Raw genomic sequence first — 18,642 nt, forward strand, 5'->3', positions numbered from 1 at the left:
CTGGGAGCGACGCGACGACATCCACGAAGCATTCCTCGGCCTCGCCACCTGCCTCATCACCCACCGTCACGTCCAACGCCTTTGTTAGGACCTCTAAGGCTGTGATGGCCGCAGCCGCGACCTTCAGACCCCACCGGTCGATCGCTCTGCCGGTCAGCAGCATGGCCGGAAGGGCGCCGGCGCCCACGAAGAGCAACGCCAATCCGAGTTGGCCTGCGGTGATGCCGGCCTGTTCTTGGACGCGCGGAATGGATGCGCCCCACACGCCCCAGAAAGCACCAAAAGCGGCGAAAGCAGCGCTTGCCGAGATGACCAGACGGCGCGCTTCGGTGGTCGAGTCCCAACCCGTCATATGTGTAACGATACACAGCTAGGATGGGGCCATGGCAGTCCCCGACACGTCGAAGCGAGTGACCCTGGCGCAAGTGGCCCGTGCGGCCGGGGTGTCGGTGATGACCGCCTCGTACACCTACAACCAGCCCAGCCGGGTATCGGACGAGTCCCGGGCGAAAGTGCTCGCCGCCGCCGCCGAGTTGGGATACGCCGGGCCTGACCCCAGGGGCCGGTCACTGCGGCGCGGGACATCCCGCGCCCTCGGCGTCGTGCTCGGCGAGCACCTCTCCTACGCGTTCGAAGACCCGCAGGCGGCGGCCTTCTTGGCAGGCATCGCAGACGTCTGTGCGCAGCATGGGTACGGCATGACGATCCTGCCGATCACCGGTGCGGTCGACGACGTGGCTCGGATCCGTAATGCAGCCGTCGACGCCTTCATCGTGTGGACAACGACCGACGACGACCCGGTTGTCGCGGCGGTACGCGCAATGAAGCGCCCCGCCGTGGTCCACGGCGGGCCGGCGGTCCCCGGTCTGGGGCTGGTCAGCATCGACAACCGGGCCGCAGCACGCGCGGTGGGCGACGTTGCCTTCGCAAATGCAAAGCGTCCGGCCGTCGTGAGCTTTCCCCTGACTCGGGAACGGGAAGGGGGCATCACCAGAGGTCCGGACACAAGCCGTGTTCTATTCCCCGTGACACGGCAGCGACTGGAAGGCTACCGGCAGGCAGCCGAAGCCGCCGGCCTCGCCTGGAAAGACGTGATCGTCGCCGTGTGCCCACGCAACGACCCGTCCGAGGGAGAGCGCGCTGCCGCCGTGCTGCTGGCCGGCCCCGAAACACCCGACGCCATCGCCGCGATGAGCGACCAACTCGCAGCCGGAGTCCTGCAAGCAGCCCGCACCGCCCATCGCAGCATCCCCGCCGACCTGGCCGTCACCGGATGGGACGACGCACCCATCGCGACCGACCTCGGGCTCACCACCGTCGCACAATCACTGCGTGCCCAGGGATCGGCCTGCGCGCAGGCCGTCCTCGGCCAGGAAGCCCCGCTGAACTCACCCTGGTCCATCGTGCGCAGACGCACAACAAGACCGTGACGGCCACGGTGCCGGCCACGGCAGGCAATGGCCAGGACGCCGTCCAGTGCTGCGACCGCATAGGTCCGCCGGGTCGGTGGTCGTGGCGGATGGATGTGTGGTGACGTCCTATCCGACCGCTGGAAGTGCGTTTGGGTTCCGTCCACGATCAGCACGGTGCCCTTGCGGAACCGCTTGCGTTGTTGGCGCGCCAGCAAGGGCCCGAGGTCGTTGATGATGCGGTCGGCGGCCGACTTCGAGACCCCGAACAGCGGAGCAAGCTGCCGCAAAGTCAGGTTCGTCCGCCAGTACGCGGCGACCAGCAAAACCCGATTCTCCAACCCCAGGCTTCACGGTCGTCCTCTACGGGCCGCATCCGCTCCTTCGCGGCGCAGCGCGGTGATCAGCTTGCCGACTGACGTGGGCTCACCCCGGTGAACGGCGCTATCCAGGAAGGCTTCGAAGCTGTGATCACACCAGACACCGCAAGATCTATTGACGGGCCGCGCCAGTGCTGGCCTGGGGATAGTCAGGAGGAGCGGTGTCTCTGCGGTTCAACGGCTCTGAGCAGGCACTCGCGGTCGTCTGCGCTGATCAGTCCATCCGGAAGGGTCTCGTCCTCCAACAACGCGCGCAGCGCAGAAGCGTGTGCGGCAAAGGCGGCCCTACACCATTCGCGTTCCGGGTGATCGCAGTCGTTGCCGAGTAGCAGCGCCTGGCGTTCATTGTCCGCGTCGACGGGTTGAGACAACTCCGCGGCAACGACCAAAAGGTCGACCAAACCGGGGCGCACCGCGATGTCAGGGACGGCTGCCAAGTTGATCAGGAAGGGCAGGGCAGCCGGCATCGCAGTGCTCATGTGAAAAACGCTGTTCATCAAGACGTTGCCCAGCACGCGCAGTGCCTCAGGGCCGGCTACCTGATCGAGGAGACCACGGAGCAGGACCGGGATCCCAGCAGGGCACCCGGGAATCTGCGACCAGGCGACATCGGCGAAGCCCAGCAGCGCGGGGTGGTCGCATTCACCTTGCTCTATCTGCGGATACTCACGGAGGAACCGAGCGACGGCAGCCTCCTTGGCCACCGCATCCGTTACGCACATCCGCCTGCCCCTGCCCCAGTCCGCCTGCCCCTGCCCCAGCTCACACGACATCGCCCCGAAGGGCGTCCGCCGGACAGACTCTTCCCGAGGCGGGCGTCCGAACGCAAGCGCCAAGGTCAACAGCTGACGCCCCGCACTGGGGAAAGTGACGTGACAGCCCGGCATCGCATTCCGGGACAGCCCTTAGAAATGACCCCGCACGTTAACCATCAATGAAGTTGACATTCCCACGGCTCGATGTCCCGCTCCCCTGGCGGCAGTTCCCCGGTGGAGTATCGGTAGAGCCAGACTGCAGCCCGGTGCTCCGCGCGCTTCTCGTTGACTGGTTCTCCCTGCTCATCCAGTTCCAGGACGTTGGCGAAGATTGCGACGCAGATCTCCATCTGCGAGGGCGACTCGCGCAGATCTTCCCATCCGCGGATGCTGCTCTACGACTTCGGCAGCAAGCAGGAGTTGGTAGCCGCCGTCCTTGCCGAGGCCCGCCGCCGCGGTGCGGCATGGTTGGCCGAGAACCTCCCGCCGAAGGCGGCCTCTGCGGAGGAACCTGCGCGGCATCTGGGCCTGGATCAGCGCACCCGAGCGCGCTCCGTATGTCCGGCTGATCTTCGAGGTGCACGCCGACGGCCTGGCTCACCCCGAGAATTACCCGGACCGGGCCGCGGCGATCACGAACTGGTTCGACACCCTCGACGCCACGTTCCGCGACATCGCCACCGGCCCTGACGACACCGTCACTCCCACGCTGGTCATGGCCGTCATCCGGGGCCTGCTGTTCGATCTCACGACCACCGGGGACCGCCGTCGCACCGACCGTGCCCTGGATCGCTTCTGCGAACTCCTCCGGCCTTGAATGAAGACAGACGATCACACAGTGCCCGCAGGTCACGGCGCAGACCCCGCCCGCTTAGGTTGGAAAAGTCACTTCACGCCATGCCGAACGCGAACACCATGTCGGACCAGCCCGTATCAGGTACTCCGTCATCGAGCGCCTTACTGATCGTCCGCTCTTCGTAACTGAAGTGAGACTCCATGATCGCCGCCAATCCGTCGAGCTCGCCCCCGATCGACTCCAGGGCTGGACCGCGCGATTCGGCAGCCCTATCAGCGAGTTCCCTCACCCGAGACAGGATCGAGGCGATCAGCTCATGGTCCTCAACAAGTTTGGCGACCGTCGCAGCAAGATCCGGTCGTTCTCGTAGTAATTGGGAGAACATCCCGTTGTCCTCACCCTGGTGGTGCGAGGTCAGCGCGGCGCAGAAGGCCAAGCAATGGGTGACAAGTACATCGTCGCTCAACCGGCGGTGTCCGAGGCTTGTCCTGATCTCGCTGATCTGGCGACGCAGTTCTTGATGCGCTTGCGCAAGCTGCTGACTCAAGGCGACTACACGGTCGCCGTCACGGGAAGCCACGGATGGCAGCCCCTTCGATTGCACACCTCCATGCCTGACGCAGTCCGTCACCGGCACGCGATGCTGACGCCATCTCATCACGCGCCGCGGTAGGACAGCAAGCGCGGCTGTCCGTCGCCTACCAATCTGCCTTCAAGGACACCTCACGCAATCGTGAACGCACGCACCAACACAGCGCGATGCACTCAGATGGCGTCAACGGTTTGCGGTGGCCCCACTTCTCCGGTCTGAGTTGGCCTCACCGGCCGGGCGTACGGGAGCGTTCGGGGGTTGTTCCGGGTTGAGTTGGCCCCACCGTGTTACGGGGGCTGGGACACTGAAGGTAGGTCGCCGTGAGGAGGCGATGCCGGGTGGTGTCCTCCCTGACGGCGCCGTCGCGCTGACGGCGGCACGGGCGCTGTGGCCCCGCCGATGCGCAACCGGCTGAGCCCGCGCCCTGATCCCCGGTCGCAGCCGCGCCGCCCATCCCGCCCATCCCTTCTCCTTCACTCCAAGCCAAGGGACATCTGCGAAAGCGGCCGCACCGGGGATGTCAGCACCGCGACCAGGCAGATACCGTGTGGTGACCTGGGCGAACCCCAGGAGGCTGTGAGGGCTCGCGCAACGCCTGTCGCAACGCTCAGCGCAACAGATAGGCGCAACACTTGGCGCAACAGCTGTCGCAACGGTGCCCGGTCAGCAGTCCAGTGGGGGCAGGTGGGCCAGGCCGGTGTCGAGCATGATGCGGTCGATGGTCTCGTGCAGGGCGCTGTGGGCGCCGATGACGGTCTCGATGCCGCCGGGCAGCAGATCGCGCGGCCGGTACCAGCCGCGCAGTTGCGTTTCGTTGACGTCGTCGGCGATCGGCTTGGTGGCGTGCCGTGTGAGGGTTTCGTCGAACGGCACGTCCAGGTAATAGCCGTGGGTCGGGCCGCGGTGGTCGGCGCGCAGTTGGGTGAGCATGTCGCCGTAGCGGTCGGCGTAGAGGATGCCTTCGACCACGACGTGATAGCCGGCGTCCAGGGCGTAGCGGGCCGTCAGGTCGATCAGGCCGATGTTCGCCGCTCCGGGCCGGTCGTGCTCGCGCAGCACGATGCGGCGGAGGTTGTCCTGGCCGACCAGGGCCAGGCCGCGGCCGAACCTCTCGCGGAGGCCGGCCGCCACGGAGGACTTCCCCGAGGCGCTGTTGCCGCGCAGCACGATCAGCCGGGTTTCTTCGGTTCCCACCATCACGGCGGTCACGTTATCGACCGCCGGTGACAGCGCCTGGGGCGTTCTGAAAGACCGCCGGCGTCCGGGATGGGCGGGCAAGCGCCGCTGTCCTGCCGTGGTCGGAGTCATGGTCGGAGTACGGCTGCAGGTTCGACCATGGCGTGCCGCCGGTTGGTCCGGTCGGCGGCGGCGCAGTTCCTCGGCTCGGTTGTGCAGCCGGTCGGCGAGGGTGAGGTTGTCGCTGCGGCTGACGGTCTGTGTGAAGGAGCATGGCGCACACGGTCGCTTCGGCGGCGAAGCCGGCCGGAGTGCCTAGGACCGCGAACTCGGTGCGGAGGCGGGCGGCCGTGGACGGCTGCAGCAGCGGGTAGGCGTAGAGCTGCACGGCATCGAAGCCCTGCAGGGCGCGCCTTATCTAAAGGTGAAGCCCATTCCTGCTGGTCAGGTGGACGATGGCGGTAAGGGACGTCAGGGACATGGCCCGGCAGAGCTCTGGTCGGCCGTTATCTGCTGAGGGCTTCTTCTGGCCGGTAAGCAACCTCGCTCGGCGAGTCCCGCATTCAGTACCGACTCGCACTCGGGCCGCCCGTCTCGCTTGGCGGGGTTAGGGGGTGTCCGACGGATCGCGTGACGGATTCTTCAACGGATCGTTCGGTTCGCTGTGGGACGGGGCGACATATCTGACAGCGAGTGGGCTCGATTGGAGCCGCACCTGCCAAAGAGCCTGGGACGCGAGGGCCAGGTGGGAGGACCACCGCACTGTCATCAACGGCATCTTCTTCCGGCTGCGGACCGGCGTTCCGTGGCGGGACCTGCCCACGCGGTTCGGGAAGTGGAAGACGGTCCATGACCGTCACCGCCGGTGGTCTGCGGACGGCACGTGGGAGCGAATCCTGCGGGCTGTCCAAGCCGACGCGGACACGGAAGGTCGGATCGACTGGAGCGTGGTGAGCGTGGATTCCACGGTGTGCCGCGTGCACCAGCATGCCGCCGGAGCCCGTCACCGGCCGGCTCGGATTCCGGGACAACGCCGTCGCCCGGCACGACATGTCCCCGATGAGGCGATCGGTCGCTCGCGCGGCGGGCTCACGACAAAGATCCATCTTGCCAGTGAGGGCGGGTGCCGTCCGCTGGCTGTCCTGGTCACGCCTGGGCAGTGGGGTGATGCACCGCAGTTGATTCCGGTCCTGGACCGAATCCCTGTCCCTCGCCCGTTTGGGGGACACCCGCGGACACGACCGGACCACGTGTGCGGCGATAAGGCGTACAGCTCGCGTCGAAACCGCCGCTACCTGCGCCGACGGCAGATCCGGCACACCATCCCCGAGCGCCGGGATCAGCGTGCCAACCGTCAGCGGCGTGGCAGCCGGGGCGGTCGCCCCACCAGCTTCGACCGGGACCGGTACGCCCGCAGGAACGAAGTCGAGCGCACCGTAAACGCACTCAAGGGGTTCCGCGCCGTGGCGACCCGGTACGACAAAAGAGCGTACGTATTCCACGGCACGGTCACCCTCACCGCTATCCGGCTATGGCTGCGCCGGTAACCCGCCGGACAGTCCCTAGTGCGCATCCACCCGCACCGGTGGGGCGGTCACCGGTGCAGAGCCACCACGATGTCCACCACCGCGCGGGACTCCACCTGCTCATCGCGCAGCGCCTGCAGAGCCGGCACGACGTCCTTCGGCGCGTCGACGAGGACCTGGCCGACGAAGTGCGCTCCCGCTGGAGATCCGACAGCGACACGAGCAAGAACACGCCCTCGCAGCGAAGATCACCTTGGTACTGGCTGCCCGCGTGCGTCGAGCGCAACGGCTCGCGTCGTTTCGGTCATGCTCTCCTCCTGGTTGGCTCGTCGCCGTGAGACATGTGGCCGGCGGAAGTTCTCATGACGGGGATCGGCCGGGCAGAAGATCGCGTGCCGGTTGTTTCAGCGCGGTTCGGACGAACTGGCCCGCGCGGTCGAGCGCCAATGCGCCCTCGTCCAGGATCGGCGCGAAGCCCTGGAAGACGTGTGGCACTTCCGCGGTGATGTCGAGGATGACCGAGACGTCGGCGGCTGCCAGGCGGGAGGCGAGCCGGATGGAGTCGTCGAGCAGTGTTTCGTGCGTTCCGACCTGCACGAGAGTGGGCGGCAACCCGTGCATGTCGTCGAACAGCGGGCTGTGCTCCCGCGCCGCGGTAGCACCTTCGCCGGCGTAGTCGAGCACGCGCCGGGCGAGCGCTTCCCGATTCACCGCGACGTCTACGGACGCCCGCGTTGTCATCGAGTCGCCGGACAAGGTCAAGTCGATCCAGGGCGACAGCAACACCGCGCCCGCCGGTACGGGCCGGTTTCCCGCCACCAGTGACGTGAGCAGTCTCAGTGCCACCCCGCCTCCGGCGGACTCCCCGATCACAATCAGTTCGTCGGCGCCGATACCCGAGTCCAGCAGCGCTTCATAACACGTCGCGGCATCGGTCGCCGCGGCCGGTGCCGGGTGCTCCGGCGCAAGCCGGTAATCCACGGTGACGACCCGCAGTCCCGATCGCCGGGCGATCTGGGTCACCAAGCCCAAGGAGCTGTTCGCCGAACCCAGTGCGAACGCGCCGCCGTGGAAGTAGAGCGCGGTGCCGACCGGTTGCGGCGCACCGCTGATCGTGACCGACAGCGCGGCGACACCCGCCAGGTCGAGCTTCTCGACGATGGCGTCGGTGGGCACCGGCTGCGAGCTGAGGATCTGTTCGAACAGCGGCCGTTGGACGTCGAGATCGCCACCCAGGTCGAGCGGCGAGTTCCGCCTGAGTTCGCGGACCTGCTCGCGTTGCTCACGAGTCATGCTGTCGCCTGCCTGGTTTCGAGGCCGGTGCGGTGTGGACGTTCGACCGGGCTGAGGACGACGGTGCGCTTGTTCGTCATGATCGCGCCTCCGCCGACTTGACGTGCTGCGCTACCAGTGCCGAAAACTCTTCGGGCTCGTCGATCGGAACGATGTGGCCGGCGTTGGGCAGCAGGCTCTCCGTCAAGTCCTCGGTAAACGGGGCGAGTTGACGCGCGGTGCCCTCGCCGACTGCGCCTCCGCCGATCGTGAGCACCGGAAGTGTGAACACGTTGTGCGTCACCCACGAGGAGATCCAGCCCGCGTTCGCGGGCATCGCGCGGTAATGCTCGAAAGCGGCCCGCAAGGACTCCCGCCCGCGGTACGCCTCGACGATCCGGGCGGTCAGCGCCTCCGAGAGCCCGCGGCGGCTTCCGCCGTCGAGGAAGAACCGGATGTAGTGGTCTTCCCGTCCCTCCAGCAGGTCCTCGGCGAACCCGCCCGGAGCCGAGTGGAGCCCGAACCACCAGGGGGCGCCGCTCGCCGTGAAGGATTCGGCTCCGGGCAGTGTGCCGATCACCGCCTCACTCAGCGTCAGGCTGGACACGCGGTGCGCGTGGGTCGCCGCCAGCGCGAACGCCGGTGCGGTGCCGAGGTCGATGCCGACGACGTGCGCCCGGTCGATGTCAAGCGCGTCGAGGAGCCCGACCAGATCCCCGGCGAGCTCGGTCGCCAGGTAACCGCCGGCCGCCCGGTCGCTGTCGCCCAGACCGCGTAGATCCGGCGCGACGACACGAAGCCCGGCCGCCGTCAGCAGCGGCGCGACTTCGGACCAGATCGCCCGCGTGTGCGGAAAACCGTGCAGCAGCAGGACCGCGGGGCCCTCACCCGCCACCTCGACCGCGAGGCGGACGTCGTTCACCGAGATGTACCGCGCTTGGGCGTCCGCCAGGTAGGCAGTCAACATCGTTCGTCTCATCCAGTCGGTTACTATCAGATACCAGGCGAACATAGGAGACCAACCGTGGACGTTCAAGGAGGCACTTCCCGGAACCCTGGTCACCTCGGGGTAACCCCTCACCGCGGCGACCTCTTCGATGCAGCCTGCCCCACCAGGCAGCTGCTCGACCGGGTCGGCACGAAATGGACGACAATGCTCGTCCTGACCCTCGACCAGACCGATGGCGAACTTCGTTTCACCGAACTCAAGCGAGCCCTGACCGGGATCTCCCAGAAGATGCTGACGCAGACCCTGAGGTCGCTCGAGCGGGATGGCCTCGTCACACGCCGGGTCGAGCCTTCCGTTCCGCCACGGGTGTTCTACGGGCTCACCGCGCGTGGAAAGTCGTTGGCACAACCCCTGTCACAGTTGCGAGAGTGGGCGGAGATGCACATGCCACAGATTCAGCTCGATCAGGACGCATTCGACCGTTCGCTCTGAGCGCAGGGCTGGTCCACGGCCGACCAGGCCGGCGATGAGCAAGGTCGTTGGGAGTGTCTGATGGGTCCCGTGACGGGTGTGGCGGTGGATCCGTAAGTGAGAGCGAGGTGGGAGAACAAGCTCAGCGTGTGAGCACGCACCCAGCCGCGACGCCGAGCCAGAGCATGGCTCCGAAGAACAGGGCGACGATCGGATATAGGCGGTACTTCCGGGTGGATACCCTTGCGCTTTTCGGCCTTTCGGGCAGGTAGGCGACCGGTACGTGGGTTCCGAGGGCCAGCCCCGTCCCCGTCGTGGCGGGCCGGAACCGGACGGGTCGGCCCTGCCGGTCGGTCAACTCGGTGACGGGCTTCGAAGAGTCGTCCCCCGGCTCATGCTCCTGGTTCACCACCGCCCCCTCGGCGCGCAGCCCGTAGCGGCTCAGCCGCATCTGCAGCCGTGCCTCCCGTTACCGGCCCACAGACTGGCCAGGCCCGCCAATACGGCTAGCCCGATACCGATCGTTTCACCCGTCATCCGTCCCCTGCTCTCCCTCGCACAGCGCCCGCCCGGCACGGGGCACGCATCAGGAGGACGCGGCGCGTAGCCCGCTGGTTCACGAAGGTGCATGGGCACACCGGCTCCTCGGGCTTACGCGGTCGTGGCGAGGGGCCGCGCAGGGCCGGTTGCCGCCTTCGCCGTCGGGCACGCGACTGCCGCCCCTGATGAGCCTTCGTGGAGTCGAGCCAGTCAACTGAGTCACTGCAGTCAACTGACCAGACACAGCAGGCTTGCTGACCCATCGGGCACCCCCTAGCCCTCACCTGCCTGCGCGACAGTTGTGCGCAGCAACTCGGCCATCCTGGCAACGGAGCGCCGCGTTCACCGACTAGCGGCCAGCACTGCCGCGAGGCCCTCTTGCAGGTCCTTGACGAAATACTCGGGAACCTCCAGCGACGGGAAATGTCCCCCGAATTCGGGTGAGCTCCATCGGACGATCTGCCGGTACCGCTTCTCTGCCCAGGGGCGCGGGCACTTCTCGACGTCGCGGGGATACATGGTGATTGCTGACGGGACGTCGACCCGAAGTTCGGGGTCCAGCGAGTTGTGGCTTTCGTAGTAAATGCGGGCCGCCGATGCGCCGGTCCGCGTCAGCCAATACAGGGTGACGTCGTCAAGAACGCGGTCCCTGGAAATCGTCTCGAACGGGCTGTCTTCGGTGTCTGACCACTCGGCGAACTTGTCAAGGATCCAGGCAAGAAGCCCGACCGGTGAGTCGACGAGCGAGTAGCCTATGGTCTGCGGTCGGGTCGCCTGCTGCTTCGCGTACGCCGCGCGGTGGCGCCAGAAATCGCGGGTTCCCTCGGCCCATTCGCGCTCGACCGCCGTCAGCCCGTCCATTGTCAACCCGGGCGGTCCCTCCGCGAACGTTGTGTGGATGCCGAGAACGTGCGCCGGGAACCTGCCGCCGAGAACCGTGGTGATATTGCCTCCCCAGTCGCCTCCGTGGGCTGCGAACTCGCTGTAGCCGAGCCTTCCCATCAGTTCCACCCATGCGGCCGCGATCTTTTCGGTTCCCCACCCGGTGGTGGCCGGCTTGTCGCTGTAACCAAAGCCTGGCAGCGACGGGACCACGACATGGAACGCCGGCGCGTCCGCGTCTTTCGGATCTGCCAGCTCGTCTACGACATCGACGAACCGAGCAATGCTGTCCGGCCAGCCGTGCGTCAAGATCAGAGGTGTGGCATCCGCGCGCGCAGAGCGACGGTGCAGGAAGTGGATTCCCAGATCATCAATGGTCGTGCGGAACTGGCCGATCCGGTTGAGGCGCGCTTCGAACGACCGCCAGTCGTACCCGGTGCGCCAATAGTTCACGAGCTCGACGAGGTCGGCGAGCGGAACACCCTGTCCCCATCGGCGAGGGTCGGGCGCGGCGCGATAGACCGTCTCGGCCTCCGGTAGCCGCGCCGCGGCCAGGCGCGCGCGCAGATCGTCGAGGTCAGCGTCAGTTGCGTGGGCTTCAAATGCTTGCACGTCGCCGGGCAGACGGGGCATGAGACCTCCTGGCCATCGTGGAACCAGCTAAGACGGTTCTAGCAGTTCCCCGAGCCACGCTGCAACCGGCTAAGGTGGTTCCATGCGTGCTGGATTCCCTGACTTCCGCCTCGGCAACGTGCTGGCGACCAGCTTCACGGGGACTCTGTCGGAGCGTCACGGCAACGCTGTGGAGCGCATCCCCACGCCGCAGCGACTCGTTGACTGGCTGGCGGTGAACGGCCTCGCCGTGGACTCCTGCACCACTGCCCAGCTCGACCTCGCTCGGGAACTGAGGGAGTCGATTCACGCCGCCGCGACAGCGGCCGCGCTCCAGGCCGCTCTCCCTGCGTCTGCTGTCCAGGTCATCAATGACTGCAGCACTCAGGGCCGGGCCGCAGCGATCCTGACGCCCGAGGGTGAGCGGCAATGGCGGCTCAGCTCGGCTTCCTGCGTGGAAGATGCCCTCAGCGTGATCGCCGCCGACGCGATCAGCATCATCGCAGGCGAACGAGACGGAAGATTGGCCTTGTGCGCATCGCCAACCTGCCAAGCCGCCTTCTTCGACACCAGCCAAAGCCGCACCCGCAAATGGTGTGACATGAACACGTGCGGGAATCGTCAGAAGAAAGCGCGCTTCAATGCCAACCGCCGCAAACCCGGATCAACGAAGTCCTGAGAGCGAAGGATCCGACCTTCCGAGTCGGGTTCAACCTGTCGGCATGTCTCATGAGACAGATCAAGGTCTGGAGAAGGACGGCCCATCAGGTCCTCGAACGCCTCTTGCCATCGAGCAGGATCTACGCTGCGACCTGCGGCCATCACGTGATCTTCAGTCTTCACACACCGTTGATCATCTTCACACACCGGTGATCAACGGTGGCCGCAGCCATCCCGCAGCCGGTCCACCGGCAAGATCGCGGTCTGCGGCTGGAGGGCCAGGCCGCACTGATACCAGGTGCCCGGCTTACCGCCGAGGTCGGCCGGGTCTGCCGGGCCGACCAGGACGATGTCAGCGGACGGAACATGGGAGAAGGTCCTGCGGGCGATTCAGGCCGCGGCCGACGCTGAAGGCCGGATCGACTGGAGCATGGTCAGCGTGGATTCCACTTCCTGCCGCGCCCATCAGCATGCAGCAGGCGCTCGCTCAAGCCCACCAAGGGTCCCAGGACAGCACAGCAGACCGGCTCGGCACCGATTGGATGAGGCCCTGGGGCGTTCACGGGGTGGACCGACTCGCAAGATCCACCTGGCTGGTGAGGGCGGGCGGCACCCGCTCGCCTTCATCATCGCCCGCCAGTGGGGCGACGCCCCGCAGATGATCCCCGTGCTTGAGCAGATCCGAGTTCCCCGGTCGGGCGGCGGACACCCACGCGCTCCCCCGAGCACCTCGCCGGAGACAAAGCCTATTCGTCCCGCCGCAACCGCCATTACCTGCGGCGACGCCAGATCAAGCGCCGTCGCCGCGATCAGGCTGTGGCTCCGCTCGTAGTCGTGGCTTACCGCATGACCGGACGGTTCGCGGACGTGTACTCGTCCGCGACGGTGAAGACGCTGGCACAGCGCGGGCATTCCGCTTTACCGAACAGGTGGGCAATTCCGTTGGCGAGCGCCTCCTGCCCGTCGCGGACAGTGATCTCATGCATCCATCGGCCGGTTCCGGTGAGTTCCTCGGCGGCCGCCGGTCGCAGGTCCCGTCGGATCTCCTCACCCCCGTCACACACCTCCGAGTAGCATCCGAAGCCGCCAATGGCGATCGTCACGCCCACGCCACAATGAGGACAGTCCACGCCAATGATGTCGTCCGTGAAGCCCTCCAGAACGTTCGCCCAGTGGTACTCCTCTTCGACCGCGAGCAGGGCACGGAAGGACACCAGGTAGTCAGCCGGCCGCGACCGCAGGTGCCCGTCCAGAACCTCACGGAACTCCTTGATCGCGTCGGCGCAGTCCGCCAGCAGACCATCGCAGCCGTGCCGCCCTGCCGCGCGCTCAAGGATCTTTCCGGCCAGGCCGCGCGCCTCCGCGCTGCGTGGCGCGAGGCGCACCAGGCACGGCAAGGCGGCGAAACTGGCCGGAGACAGCAGGTCGTGCTCAAGGACGAGCCGCCAACCCAGCTCCTTCCACGCTTCAGGCTCGTCTTGGCGCTCCACCCGCTCCAAGAGCTCAGGAACGCGATCGACGTCGAATCTGCAGTCGCGCATTTGTGCCCAGTTCACCACCTGGGCATTGAACCCTCCCAAGGCGGCCAGGTGCGACTTCACCTCCGCCTTCGCAGGTCTGTCCAGGTGGCAGCTCCGAGGGACCCATCGGACAGGCCCTAGGTGTGCTGTCCGGACAGGTTGGTGACGCGGCTGGCTGGTGTTTGGCCGCTGATGCCGGTGTGGGGTCGGTGGTAGTTGTACCAGTCCAGCCAGTCGGGGAATGCTGCCTGGCGTTCGGCTTCTGAGGTGTAGGGCCGCTGGTAGGCCCACTCGTCGAGCAGGGTGCGGTGGAAGCGCTCGACCTTGCCGTTGGTCTGGGGCCGCCATGGCCGGGTCCAGCGGGGGCTGATGCCCAGGTCGCGGCAGGTGTCGCGCCAGGTGTTCTTGGTGTAGGCCCAGGCGTTGTCGGTCAGGACCCGCTCGACTCTCACGCCGCGTGCGGCGAACCAGGCGACCGCTCGTCGCAGGAACGCTGCGCAGGTGGCGGCCTTCTCGTCGGCCAGGTGTTCGGTGTAGGCCAGGCGGGAGTGGTCGTCCAGGGCGGTGTGCAGGTAGGCGTATCCGGTGCCGTTGCGGCGGTCCTGGTTGGCCCGGCCGGCCGCACGGCCCAGAACTTTGTGGCCGCCGCCGTTCGGGATGCGGCCGAGCTTCTTGACGTCGATGTGGACCAGTTCGCCGGGCCGGGAGCGCTCAAAGCGGCGGACGGGTTCGCCGGTGGCCCGGTCGGTGGTTGCCAGGGCGGGCAGGCCGTGCCGGACGAGGATGCGGTGGGCGGTGGAAGCGGCGATCTTGCATCGGGCGGCCAGCCGCACCGGCCCGATGCGGTGCTCGCGCCGTAGTCGGACGACCTGCCGCTCGACGGCGGCGGGCGTCTGCAGAGGGCTGTGGTGGGGGCGGCTGGAGCGGTCGTGCATGCCTGCGGCGCCGTGCCGGCGGTATCGCTCTGCCCAGCGGGCTGCGGTGGTGTGGCTGACCTGGAAGCGTTCCGCAGCCTGGCGCAGCGGCCAGCCGTCCTCGACGACACACCGGGCCAGACGCAGCCTGCCGGTCGGAGTCAGCGGGGCGTTACGGTGGGACAACGAGGGCCTCCTGGGCGTCGGTTGTAGATGTCGCAATCCACACCGAAACCAGAAGGCCCTCGCCCAGTTCAAGGACCGCGCAAGGCGTGTCGCCTGTCACCAACGTCCCCGGACAGCACACCTAGGTGTATTGACCGGCGCAGCGAGGCCGGCGCCTCGCCAACGCCGGTTCGGGGTGCTCGCGCTGGTCGTGAGCGGCAGTCTGGGGTGTGGATCGTCTGGCAAGGCGGTTTTGCCGATGAGTTCACCGTCCTCGAACGGTCTACCCGGCGACACGACCGTTCTCGACAGGAGTGCCATGTCCACCATCCAGCCAGTGATCGTCACTGCCGACCAGGACGTCCTGCTCGGCTTCTATACGAAATTGTTCGGCGCCGAGGAGATCTTCCGGGTACCGGCGGAAGGCCCGGCCTTCTACCTCGGCTTGCGCATCGGCGACACCGGCCTCGGGCTGGTGGCCAAGACGGACCCGGGGAGCGGGGCGGCACCGCGGATCCTGCTCAGCATCGGCGTCGACGACGTCGATGAGACGCTCGGCCGGGTGGAGGCGCTGGGCGGCTCGGTCCGCAGCGGCCCCAACGACATGCCGTGGGGACAGCGCGTCGCCCACATCCAGGACCCCGACGGCAACCCGGTGAACCTCACCCAGCCGATCCGGGCTCAGTGACGCCGTTCCGGGTGCCTGTGCTGGTCGTGGGCTGCCTGCGGAGGAGATGCTTTCCTGTAGTGGCCTCGATGTTGGCCAGGACGAGCAGCGCGCGAAGCAGGTGGGTGGCGCGAGCGTGGTCAAGCGGAGCTTGGTGAGGATCCGCCAGTTCTTCAGATGGGCGAAGCCGCGTTCGACCGGGGTGCGTCCGGCGGCCAGGATGCGGTTCGCCTCCCTGCGCTTCGACAGCCTCGGTGAGCAAGGCCCGGGCTTGGCCGGTGGCGGGGTCGAGGTTCCGTGAGGGAACGAGCGCGGCCTCGAGGTCCGCGAGGTCGCCTCGCAGGAGACGAAGCGGTTGCGGCGCTGCGCCTGCTCAGGGTCGACGCACCCAGAAAGTACGGGATCTGGAGCCGACACCGCTGGCGATCACAACCGGTCACCAGTGGGCTGGGATCCTCGGGGAACCCGCGACAGTTGACTCCGCGAGCCCACCGGTACGCAGCGAAGCCCGATCAGCTCGACAACAACTCGTCCAGGAACACCCAGGTAGCCGTCACGGAAAGGCGGTCACAACCTACTTGTCATCACTGACGTGACCGGGCCGGGCTATGGGGCTGGTCACCCTGCGGGCGAATACTGCAACCCTCGAATACCGACACTCCACCAGTGGTGCGCGAGAGCCAGGACGCGATCGTCGGCGCCGTCACCGGCTCCCTCCCCGCGCCCCGCAGCCTGCTGCTGGGGCGCCTCGATGCCCACGGGCGCCTGCGGTACACCGGCCACAGCACCATCCTCTCCAAGGCGGCCGTCGCCGCCTTCGCCGGTCTCCTCTCCCCGGCCACCACCGGACACCCGTGCACGGGATGGGCGTTCTCCGCCGGATGGGGCACCGGGCAGATCTTGAACGTCACCCTGGTGGGGCCCGACGTGGTCGTGGAAGTCGACGTCGACGTCGCCCGGGACGGCGCCGGCCGATGGCGCCACCCCGCACGCCGGCACCGCACACGACCCGACCCCTCCCCCGGCGACATCGCCCGCTTCGGCCTCTGACCCGCGTCATACGATCTGGCCTGGTCTGGGTTCTGTCCGGCGGATCACGTGGCGCCTTACAGCGCCGCCTGGCTGACCGTCAGTCCGCTCGTCGTCTTCAGCGCCCCCCGCGATCGAGGGCGGCGACCTCTCGTACGGCCCCGGCGATGGCCTGGTAGTCCTTTCGCAGGATCGCACCGTGGTTGCTGGGGACCTTCGCGCTGATGCGGATGTTCGCGTTGCGGGCGGTCACCGCATCGAGACCGGCGCGTATCCGTTCCTGCTCGTCGCCGCGGCTTCCGAGGGACGTGCCCGAAGCGACCACGTACCGCACCGGGACGGCGATGTCGTCCAGCACGGGGCCCAGCTCGTGCTCACGGGAGAGCCTGCCGAGCTCGATGTTGCTGTTCGCCTGTTCTTCGGCGGTCATCCGCGGGGTCAGGCCCGTCGGGCGCAGCACCGTCGTGATCCAGCTCATCCGCCGAAAAAGTTTCCGGATTCGCTGTTCCATGGCCTCGTCGAGCCAGTCGTGCGGGAACGCGCCGTCGACCAGGACCGCGCCCACAGTGCGCTGCGGATTCCGGTCGGCCCAGTGAGCCGCGACGACCGCTCCGTAGGACCAGCCCACCAGCAGCGCCCGGTCCACGGCCCTGGCCTCGAGAACGGCGTCGACATCGCGGACGGCGGCCTCGAAGGAGTAGTCCGCCGAACGCTTCGACTTCCTGCCGCGGGCCCGCTCGTCGTAGGTGATGTGCCGCCACTGTGGTCCCAGTTCGGCGATGACCCGCCGCCAGTAGCCCTGGGTGGCGAACTGGCCGTTGAGGTAAATAACGGGAATCCCGGGGCCTCCGGTGTCGGTGACGGCCAGGGCCGTGTCGTCGACCGGCACCATGCCGGCCCACTGTGCATTGGTCGAGAAGGTGCTGTTCTTGCTCATGGGTTCCCCCTGGTCGCGTGAAGCGTCTTGTTCGACTTCTCGGGGCGCTGCGCGTGGAGCGCGGGCCCCGGGGGACGGGCGGCCGGGTCGTCGGCGGTGACCGAGAGGTTCGCGGTCACGGTCGGCCCGGCCGGACAGTCCTGGCTCTGCTCGTTGGAGGCTGCGGATCTACAGGCTGCGGGCGGTGATGTCGCCGTGGGAGGTGGTGGCGCGGATGTCGAGTTCGGTGGTGCCGTCGTTCTTGAGGGCGTTGCTGATGCGACCGTGGCCGGTGGCGGCGTCCAGGGCGGCCGAGACTCCGGCGGCGGCGACGACCGTGATGTCGCCGGACTCGGTGCGCAGCACGACCGTGCCGCGTCCGGCCTCCGCGATCCGGATGTCGCCCCGTGCGGTGCTGATCTCCGCGGAGCCGCCCAGCCGGCCGACCTCGACATCGCCGTCGACCGCGGTGAGGCGCAGACTCGCGGCCTCATCGATCTTGATCCGGTGGTACGCGCCGTCGAAGGCGACGTCGCCGAGGCGGCCGACGACCCGGAGTTCGGCGCTGGACGCCTTCGCCTCGACGTGGGAGCCGGCGGGCAGCCGGACGGTCACCTCGACGGACCCGGACGGGCCGAAGAGCTGGTTCTTCGCCTCGGGGGCCGCGATCCGCAGGACGCCGTCGCCGTAGGCGACCTCCATCTGCTCCGCCGCCTTCACATCTCGGCTCTTGGCGGCGTTGGCGGGCAGGACCTCGACCGTGGTGTCGGCCCGGTCGGCGGCGATGAACTGGATGCGTCCCGCGGGGATGTCGAGGACGGCGGAGACCGGGGCGGGGGTGTCGAACTTCTGCATGGTGCTCTCCCTGTCGGATGTCGTTTCTGACGTTGGAAACGCTACGTTGCGTTCCACAGTCAGGCAACAAGCCTGTTGCATCTAAACGTCATTTCCGCAGGTGAAAACCGGAATATTGTTGCAATGATGTTGGCGCATAACGCAACAACGGCATCGCGCTGCGTTGCAATGAATTGGAAGTGAACGCTATGGTGGACCTGTCACGCACCACGCAGGAGGCCGCGACAGGTCGCGCGTGTCGCGCATTCGAACGCCGGCGTCTCCAGCGCGGCCGTGACGCGGCCCTGGGCCACAAGCTCGCCGGCCGCCCTCACCTTCACCAGCAGCCCGGCAAACGCCTCGGGGTTCTCGCGAGCGGTGAACAGCCGCCAGATCACCGCCCTCCTCCGCACACGCCGTCCCATTCGCAGCTTCCCCGGCAGACGTTCTGGGACCTGCCGTGACGCAGCCCGGGGGGGGGGGGGGGGGGGGGGGGGGGGCCCCCCCCCCCTAGATCCCCCCCCCCCCCCCCCCCCCAAAAAACCACAAACGACTAGGGAAAGAGAAAACACCCCCA

At 67.6% G+C, this 18,642-nt stretch carries 19 protein-coding genes and 4 pseudogenes; 8 read left to right on the forward strand and 15 right to left on the reverse strand.

All coding sequences use genetic code 11. From position 1 onward, the window contains the following. Positions 1–352 (reverse strand): annotated as a pseudogene (locus ACZ4SW_RS30635) (hypothetical protein); the annotation flags it as partial. Positions 353–383: 31 nt separating this feature from the next. Between ACZ4SW_RS30635 and ACZ4SW_RS30640 the strand changes: the two are divergent. After that, positions 384–1,430 (forward strand): LacI family DNA-binding transcriptional regulator, encoded by a 1,047-nt coding sequence (locus tag ACZ4SW_RS30640; RefSeq protein WP_468251985.1) that lies wholly within the window; start codon positions 384–386, stop codon positions 1,428–1,430. Between the two features lie 134 nt (positions 1,431–1,564). Here the strand turns inward: ACZ4SW_RS30640 and ACZ4SW_RS30645 are convergent. From ACZ4SW_RS30645 to ACZ4SW_RS30655, 3 genes and pseudogenes are all read right to left on the reverse strand, one after another. After that, positions 1,565–1,893: pseudogene (locus tag ACZ4SW_RS30645) on the reverse strand (helix-turn-helix domain-containing protein); the annotation flags it as partial. A 45-nt stretch (positions 1,894–1,938) separates the two neighbouring features. Beyond that, positions 1,939–2,493 (reverse strand): hypothetical protein, encoded by a 555-nt coding sequence (locus ACZ4SW_RS30650; RefSeq protein WP_468251987.1) that lies wholly within the window; start codon positions 2,491–2,493, stop codon positions 1,939–1,941. Between the two features lie 227 nt (positions 2,494–2,720). Next, positions 2,721–2,933, reverse strand: coding sequence for a DUF7677 family protein (locus ACZ4SW_RS30655; protein ID WP_468252176.1), 213 nt, complete (start codon positions 2,931–2,933; stop codon positions 2,721–2,723). Between the two features lie 188 nt (positions 2,934–3,121). Between ACZ4SW_RS30655 and ACZ4SW_RS30660 the strand changes: the two genes are divergently transcribed. Further along, positions 3,122–3,361: a hypothetical protein gene (locus ACZ4SW_RS30660; RefSeq protein WP_468251988.1), complete on the forward strand. Its 240-nt coding sequence runs from the start codon at positions 3,122–3,124 to the stop codon at positions 3,359–3,361. A 73-nt stretch (positions 3,362–3,434) separates the two neighbouring features. On the opposite strand, the gene ACZ4SW_RS30665 is transcribed toward ACZ4SW_RS30660, so the two are convergent. Continuing rightward, positions 3,435–3,920: a hemerythrin domain-containing protein gene (locus tag ACZ4SW_RS30665; protein WP_468251989.1), complete on the reverse strand. Its 486-nt coding sequence runs from the start codon at positions 3,918–3,920 to the stop codon at positions 3,435–3,437. Between the two features lie 675 nt (positions 3,921–4,595). Further along, positions 4,596–5,129 (reverse strand): P-loop NTPase family protein, encoded by a 534-nt coding sequence (locus tag ACZ4SW_RS30670; protein ID WP_468252178.1) that lies wholly within the window; start codon positions 5,127–5,129, stop codon positions 4,596–4,598. Positions 5,130–5,772: 643 nt separating this feature from the next. On the opposite strand from ACZ4SW_RS30670, the gene ACZ4SW_RS30675 reads away from it, so the two are divergent. Further along, positions 5,773–6,655, forward strand: a protein-coding gene (locus ACZ4SW_RS30675; protein ID WP_468251991.1) for an IS5 family transposase whose coding sequence is annotated in 2 segments (ribosomal slippage) — positions 5,773–5,850 and positions 5,852–6,655 — 882 coding nt in all. Because the reading frame shifts where the segments join, the coding sequence is not laid out codon by codon here. Between the two features lie 339 nt (positions 6,656–6,994). On the opposite strand, the gene ACZ4SW_RS30680 is transcribed toward ACZ4SW_RS30675, so the two are convergent. Continuing rightward, positions 6,995–7,927, reverse strand: a complete 933-nt coding sequence (locus ACZ4SW_RS30680) for an alpha/beta hydrolase (RefSeq protein ID WP_468251992.1) — start codon at positions 7,925–7,927, stop codon at positions 6,995–6,997. 76 nt (positions 7,928–8,003) lie between these two features. Further along, positions 8,004–8,918 carry an alpha/beta fold hydrolase gene (locus ACZ4SW_RS30685; RefSeq protein WP_468251995.1) on the reverse strand — a complete coding sequence of 305 codons (915 nt, stop codon included), beginning with the start codon at positions 8,916–8,918 and terminating at the stop codon, positions 8,004–8,006. Positions 8,919–8,930: 12 nt separating this feature from the next. On the opposite strand from ACZ4SW_RS30685, the gene ACZ4SW_RS30690 reads away from it, so the two are divergent. Further along, positions 8,931–9,347 (forward strand): winged helix-turn-helix transcriptional regulator, encoded by a 417-nt coding sequence (locus tag ACZ4SW_RS30690; protein ID WP_028424957.1) that lies wholly within the window; start codon positions 8,931–8,933, stop codon positions 9,345–9,347. 861 nt (positions 9,348–10,208) lie between these two features. Here ACZ4SW_RS30690 and ACZ4SW_RS30695 read toward each other — a convergent pair. Continuing rightward, positions 10,209–11,381: an epoxide hydrolase family protein gene (locus ACZ4SW_RS30695; RefSeq protein ID WP_468251996.1), complete on the reverse strand. Its 1,173-nt coding sequence runs from the start codon at positions 11,379–11,381 to the stop codon at positions 10,209–10,211. An 82-nt stretch (positions 11,382–11,463) separates the two neighbouring features. Between ACZ4SW_RS30695 and ACZ4SW_RS30700 the strand changes: the two genes are divergently transcribed. Next, entirely contained in the window at positions 11,464–12,039 is a 576-nt protein-coding gene (locus ACZ4SW_RS30700) for a CGNR zinc finger domain-containing protein (RefSeq protein ID WP_468251997.1), read from the forward strand. Between the two features lie 194 nt (positions 12,040–12,233). On the opposite strand, the pseudogene ACZ4SW_RS30705 reads toward ACZ4SW_RS30700, so the two are convergent. Continuing rightward, positions 12,234–12,377, reverse strand: a pseudogene (locus ACZ4SW_RS30705) (GNAT family N-acetyltransferase); the annotation flags it as partial. On the opposite strand from ACZ4SW_RS30705, the pseudogene ACZ4SW_RS30710 reads away from it, so the two are divergent. Beyond that, positions 12,364–12,815: pseudogene (locus tag ACZ4SW_RS30710) on the forward strand (transposase family protein); the annotation flags it as partial. The pseudogenes ACZ4SW_RS30705 and ACZ4SW_RS30710 sit on opposite strands and share 14 nt — an antisense overlap. A gap of 44 nt (positions 12,816–12,859) precedes the next feature. Here ACZ4SW_RS30710 and ACZ4SW_RS30715 read toward each other — a convergent pair. After that, positions 12,860–13,621, reverse strand: a complete 762-nt coding sequence (locus ACZ4SW_RS30715) for a hypothetical protein (RefSeq protein WP_468252186.1) — start codon at positions 13,619–13,621, stop codon at positions 12,860–12,862. Between the two features lie 56 nt (positions 13,622–13,677). Further along, positions 13,678–14,640, reverse strand: coding sequence for an IS481 family transposase (locus ACZ4SW_RS30720; protein WP_468251999.1), 963 nt, complete (start codon positions 14,638–14,640; stop codon positions 13,678–13,680). A gap of 298 nt (positions 14,641–14,938) precedes the next feature. Between ACZ4SW_RS30720 and ACZ4SW_RS30725 the strand changes: the two genes are divergently transcribed. Next, positions 14,939–15,307, forward strand: a complete 369-nt coding sequence (locus ACZ4SW_RS30725) for a VOC family protein (RefSeq protein WP_468252000.1) — start codon at positions 14,939–14,941, stop codon at positions 15,305–15,307. Between the two features lie 645 nt (positions 15,308–15,952). Then, positions 15,953–16,336, forward strand: a complete 384-nt coding sequence (locus tag ACZ4SW_RS30730) for a hypothetical protein (RefSeq protein ID WP_468252002.1) — start codon at positions 15,953–15,955, stop codon at positions 16,334–16,336. Between the two features lie 97 nt (positions 16,337–16,433). Here the strand turns inward: ACZ4SW_RS30730 and ACZ4SW_RS30735 are convergent, their stop codons facing one another. From ACZ4SW_RS30735 to ACZ4SW_RS30745, 3 genes are all read right to left on the reverse strand, one after another. After that, entirely contained in the window at positions 16,434–17,252 is an 819-nt protein-coding gene (locus ACZ4SW_RS30735) for an alpha/beta fold hydrolase (RefSeq protein WP_468252004.1), read from the reverse strand. Between the two features lie 168 nt (positions 17,253–17,420). Further along, positions 17,421–18,086 (reverse strand): DUF4097 family beta strand repeat-containing protein, encoded by a 666-nt coding sequence (locus ACZ4SW_RS30740; protein WP_468252006.1) that lies wholly within the window; start codon positions 18,084–18,086, stop codon positions 17,421–17,423. A gap of 200 nt (positions 18,087–18,286) precedes the next feature. After that, entirely contained in the window at positions 18,287–18,463 is a 177-nt protein-coding gene (locus ACZ4SW_RS30745; RefSeq protein ID WP_468252008.1) for a hypothetical protein, read from the reverse strand. Positions 18,464–18,642: the final 179 nt, after the last annotated feature.

The organism is Streptomyces sp. NPDC028331, assembly GCF_055565775.1.

Coding starts and splice junctions, on each gene's coding strand:
- ACZ4SW_RS30725 (WP_468252000.1), top strand. CDS start 14,939: ATGTCCACCATCCAGCCAGTGATCGTCACTGCCGACCAGGACGTCCTG.
- ACZ4SW_RS30735 (WP_468252004.1), bottom strand. CDS start 17,252: ATGAGCAAGAACAGCACCTTCTCGACCAATGCACAGTGGGCCGGCATG.
- ACZ4SW_RS30700 (WP_468251997.1), top strand. CDS start 11,464: ATGCGTGCTGGATTCCCTGACTTCCGCCTCGGCAACGTGCTGGCGACC.
- ACZ4SW_RS30740 (WP_468252006.1), bottom strand. CDS start 18,086: ATGCAGAAGTTCGACACCCCCGCCCCGGTCTCCGCCGTCCTCGACATC.
- ACZ4SW_RS30670 (WP_468252178.1), bottom strand. CDS start 5,129: ATGGTGGGAACCGAAGAAACCCGGCTGATCGTGCTGCGCGGCAACAGC.
- ACZ4SW_RS30640 (WP_468251985.1), top strand. CDS start 384: ATGGCAGTCCCCGACACGTCGAAGCGAGTGACCCTGGCGCAAGTGGCC.
- ACZ4SW_RS30680 (WP_468251992.1), bottom strand. CDS start 7,927: ATGACTCGTGAGCAACGCGAGCAGGTCCGCGAACTCAGGCGGAACTCG.
- ACZ4SW_RS30695 (WP_468251996.1), bottom strand. CDS start 11,381: ATGCCCCGTCTGCCCGGCGACGTGCAAGCATTTGAAGCCCACGCAACT.
- ACZ4SW_RS30685 (WP_468251995.1), bottom strand. CDS start 8,918: ATGTTCGCCTGGTATCTGATAGTAACCGACTGGATGAGACGAACGATG.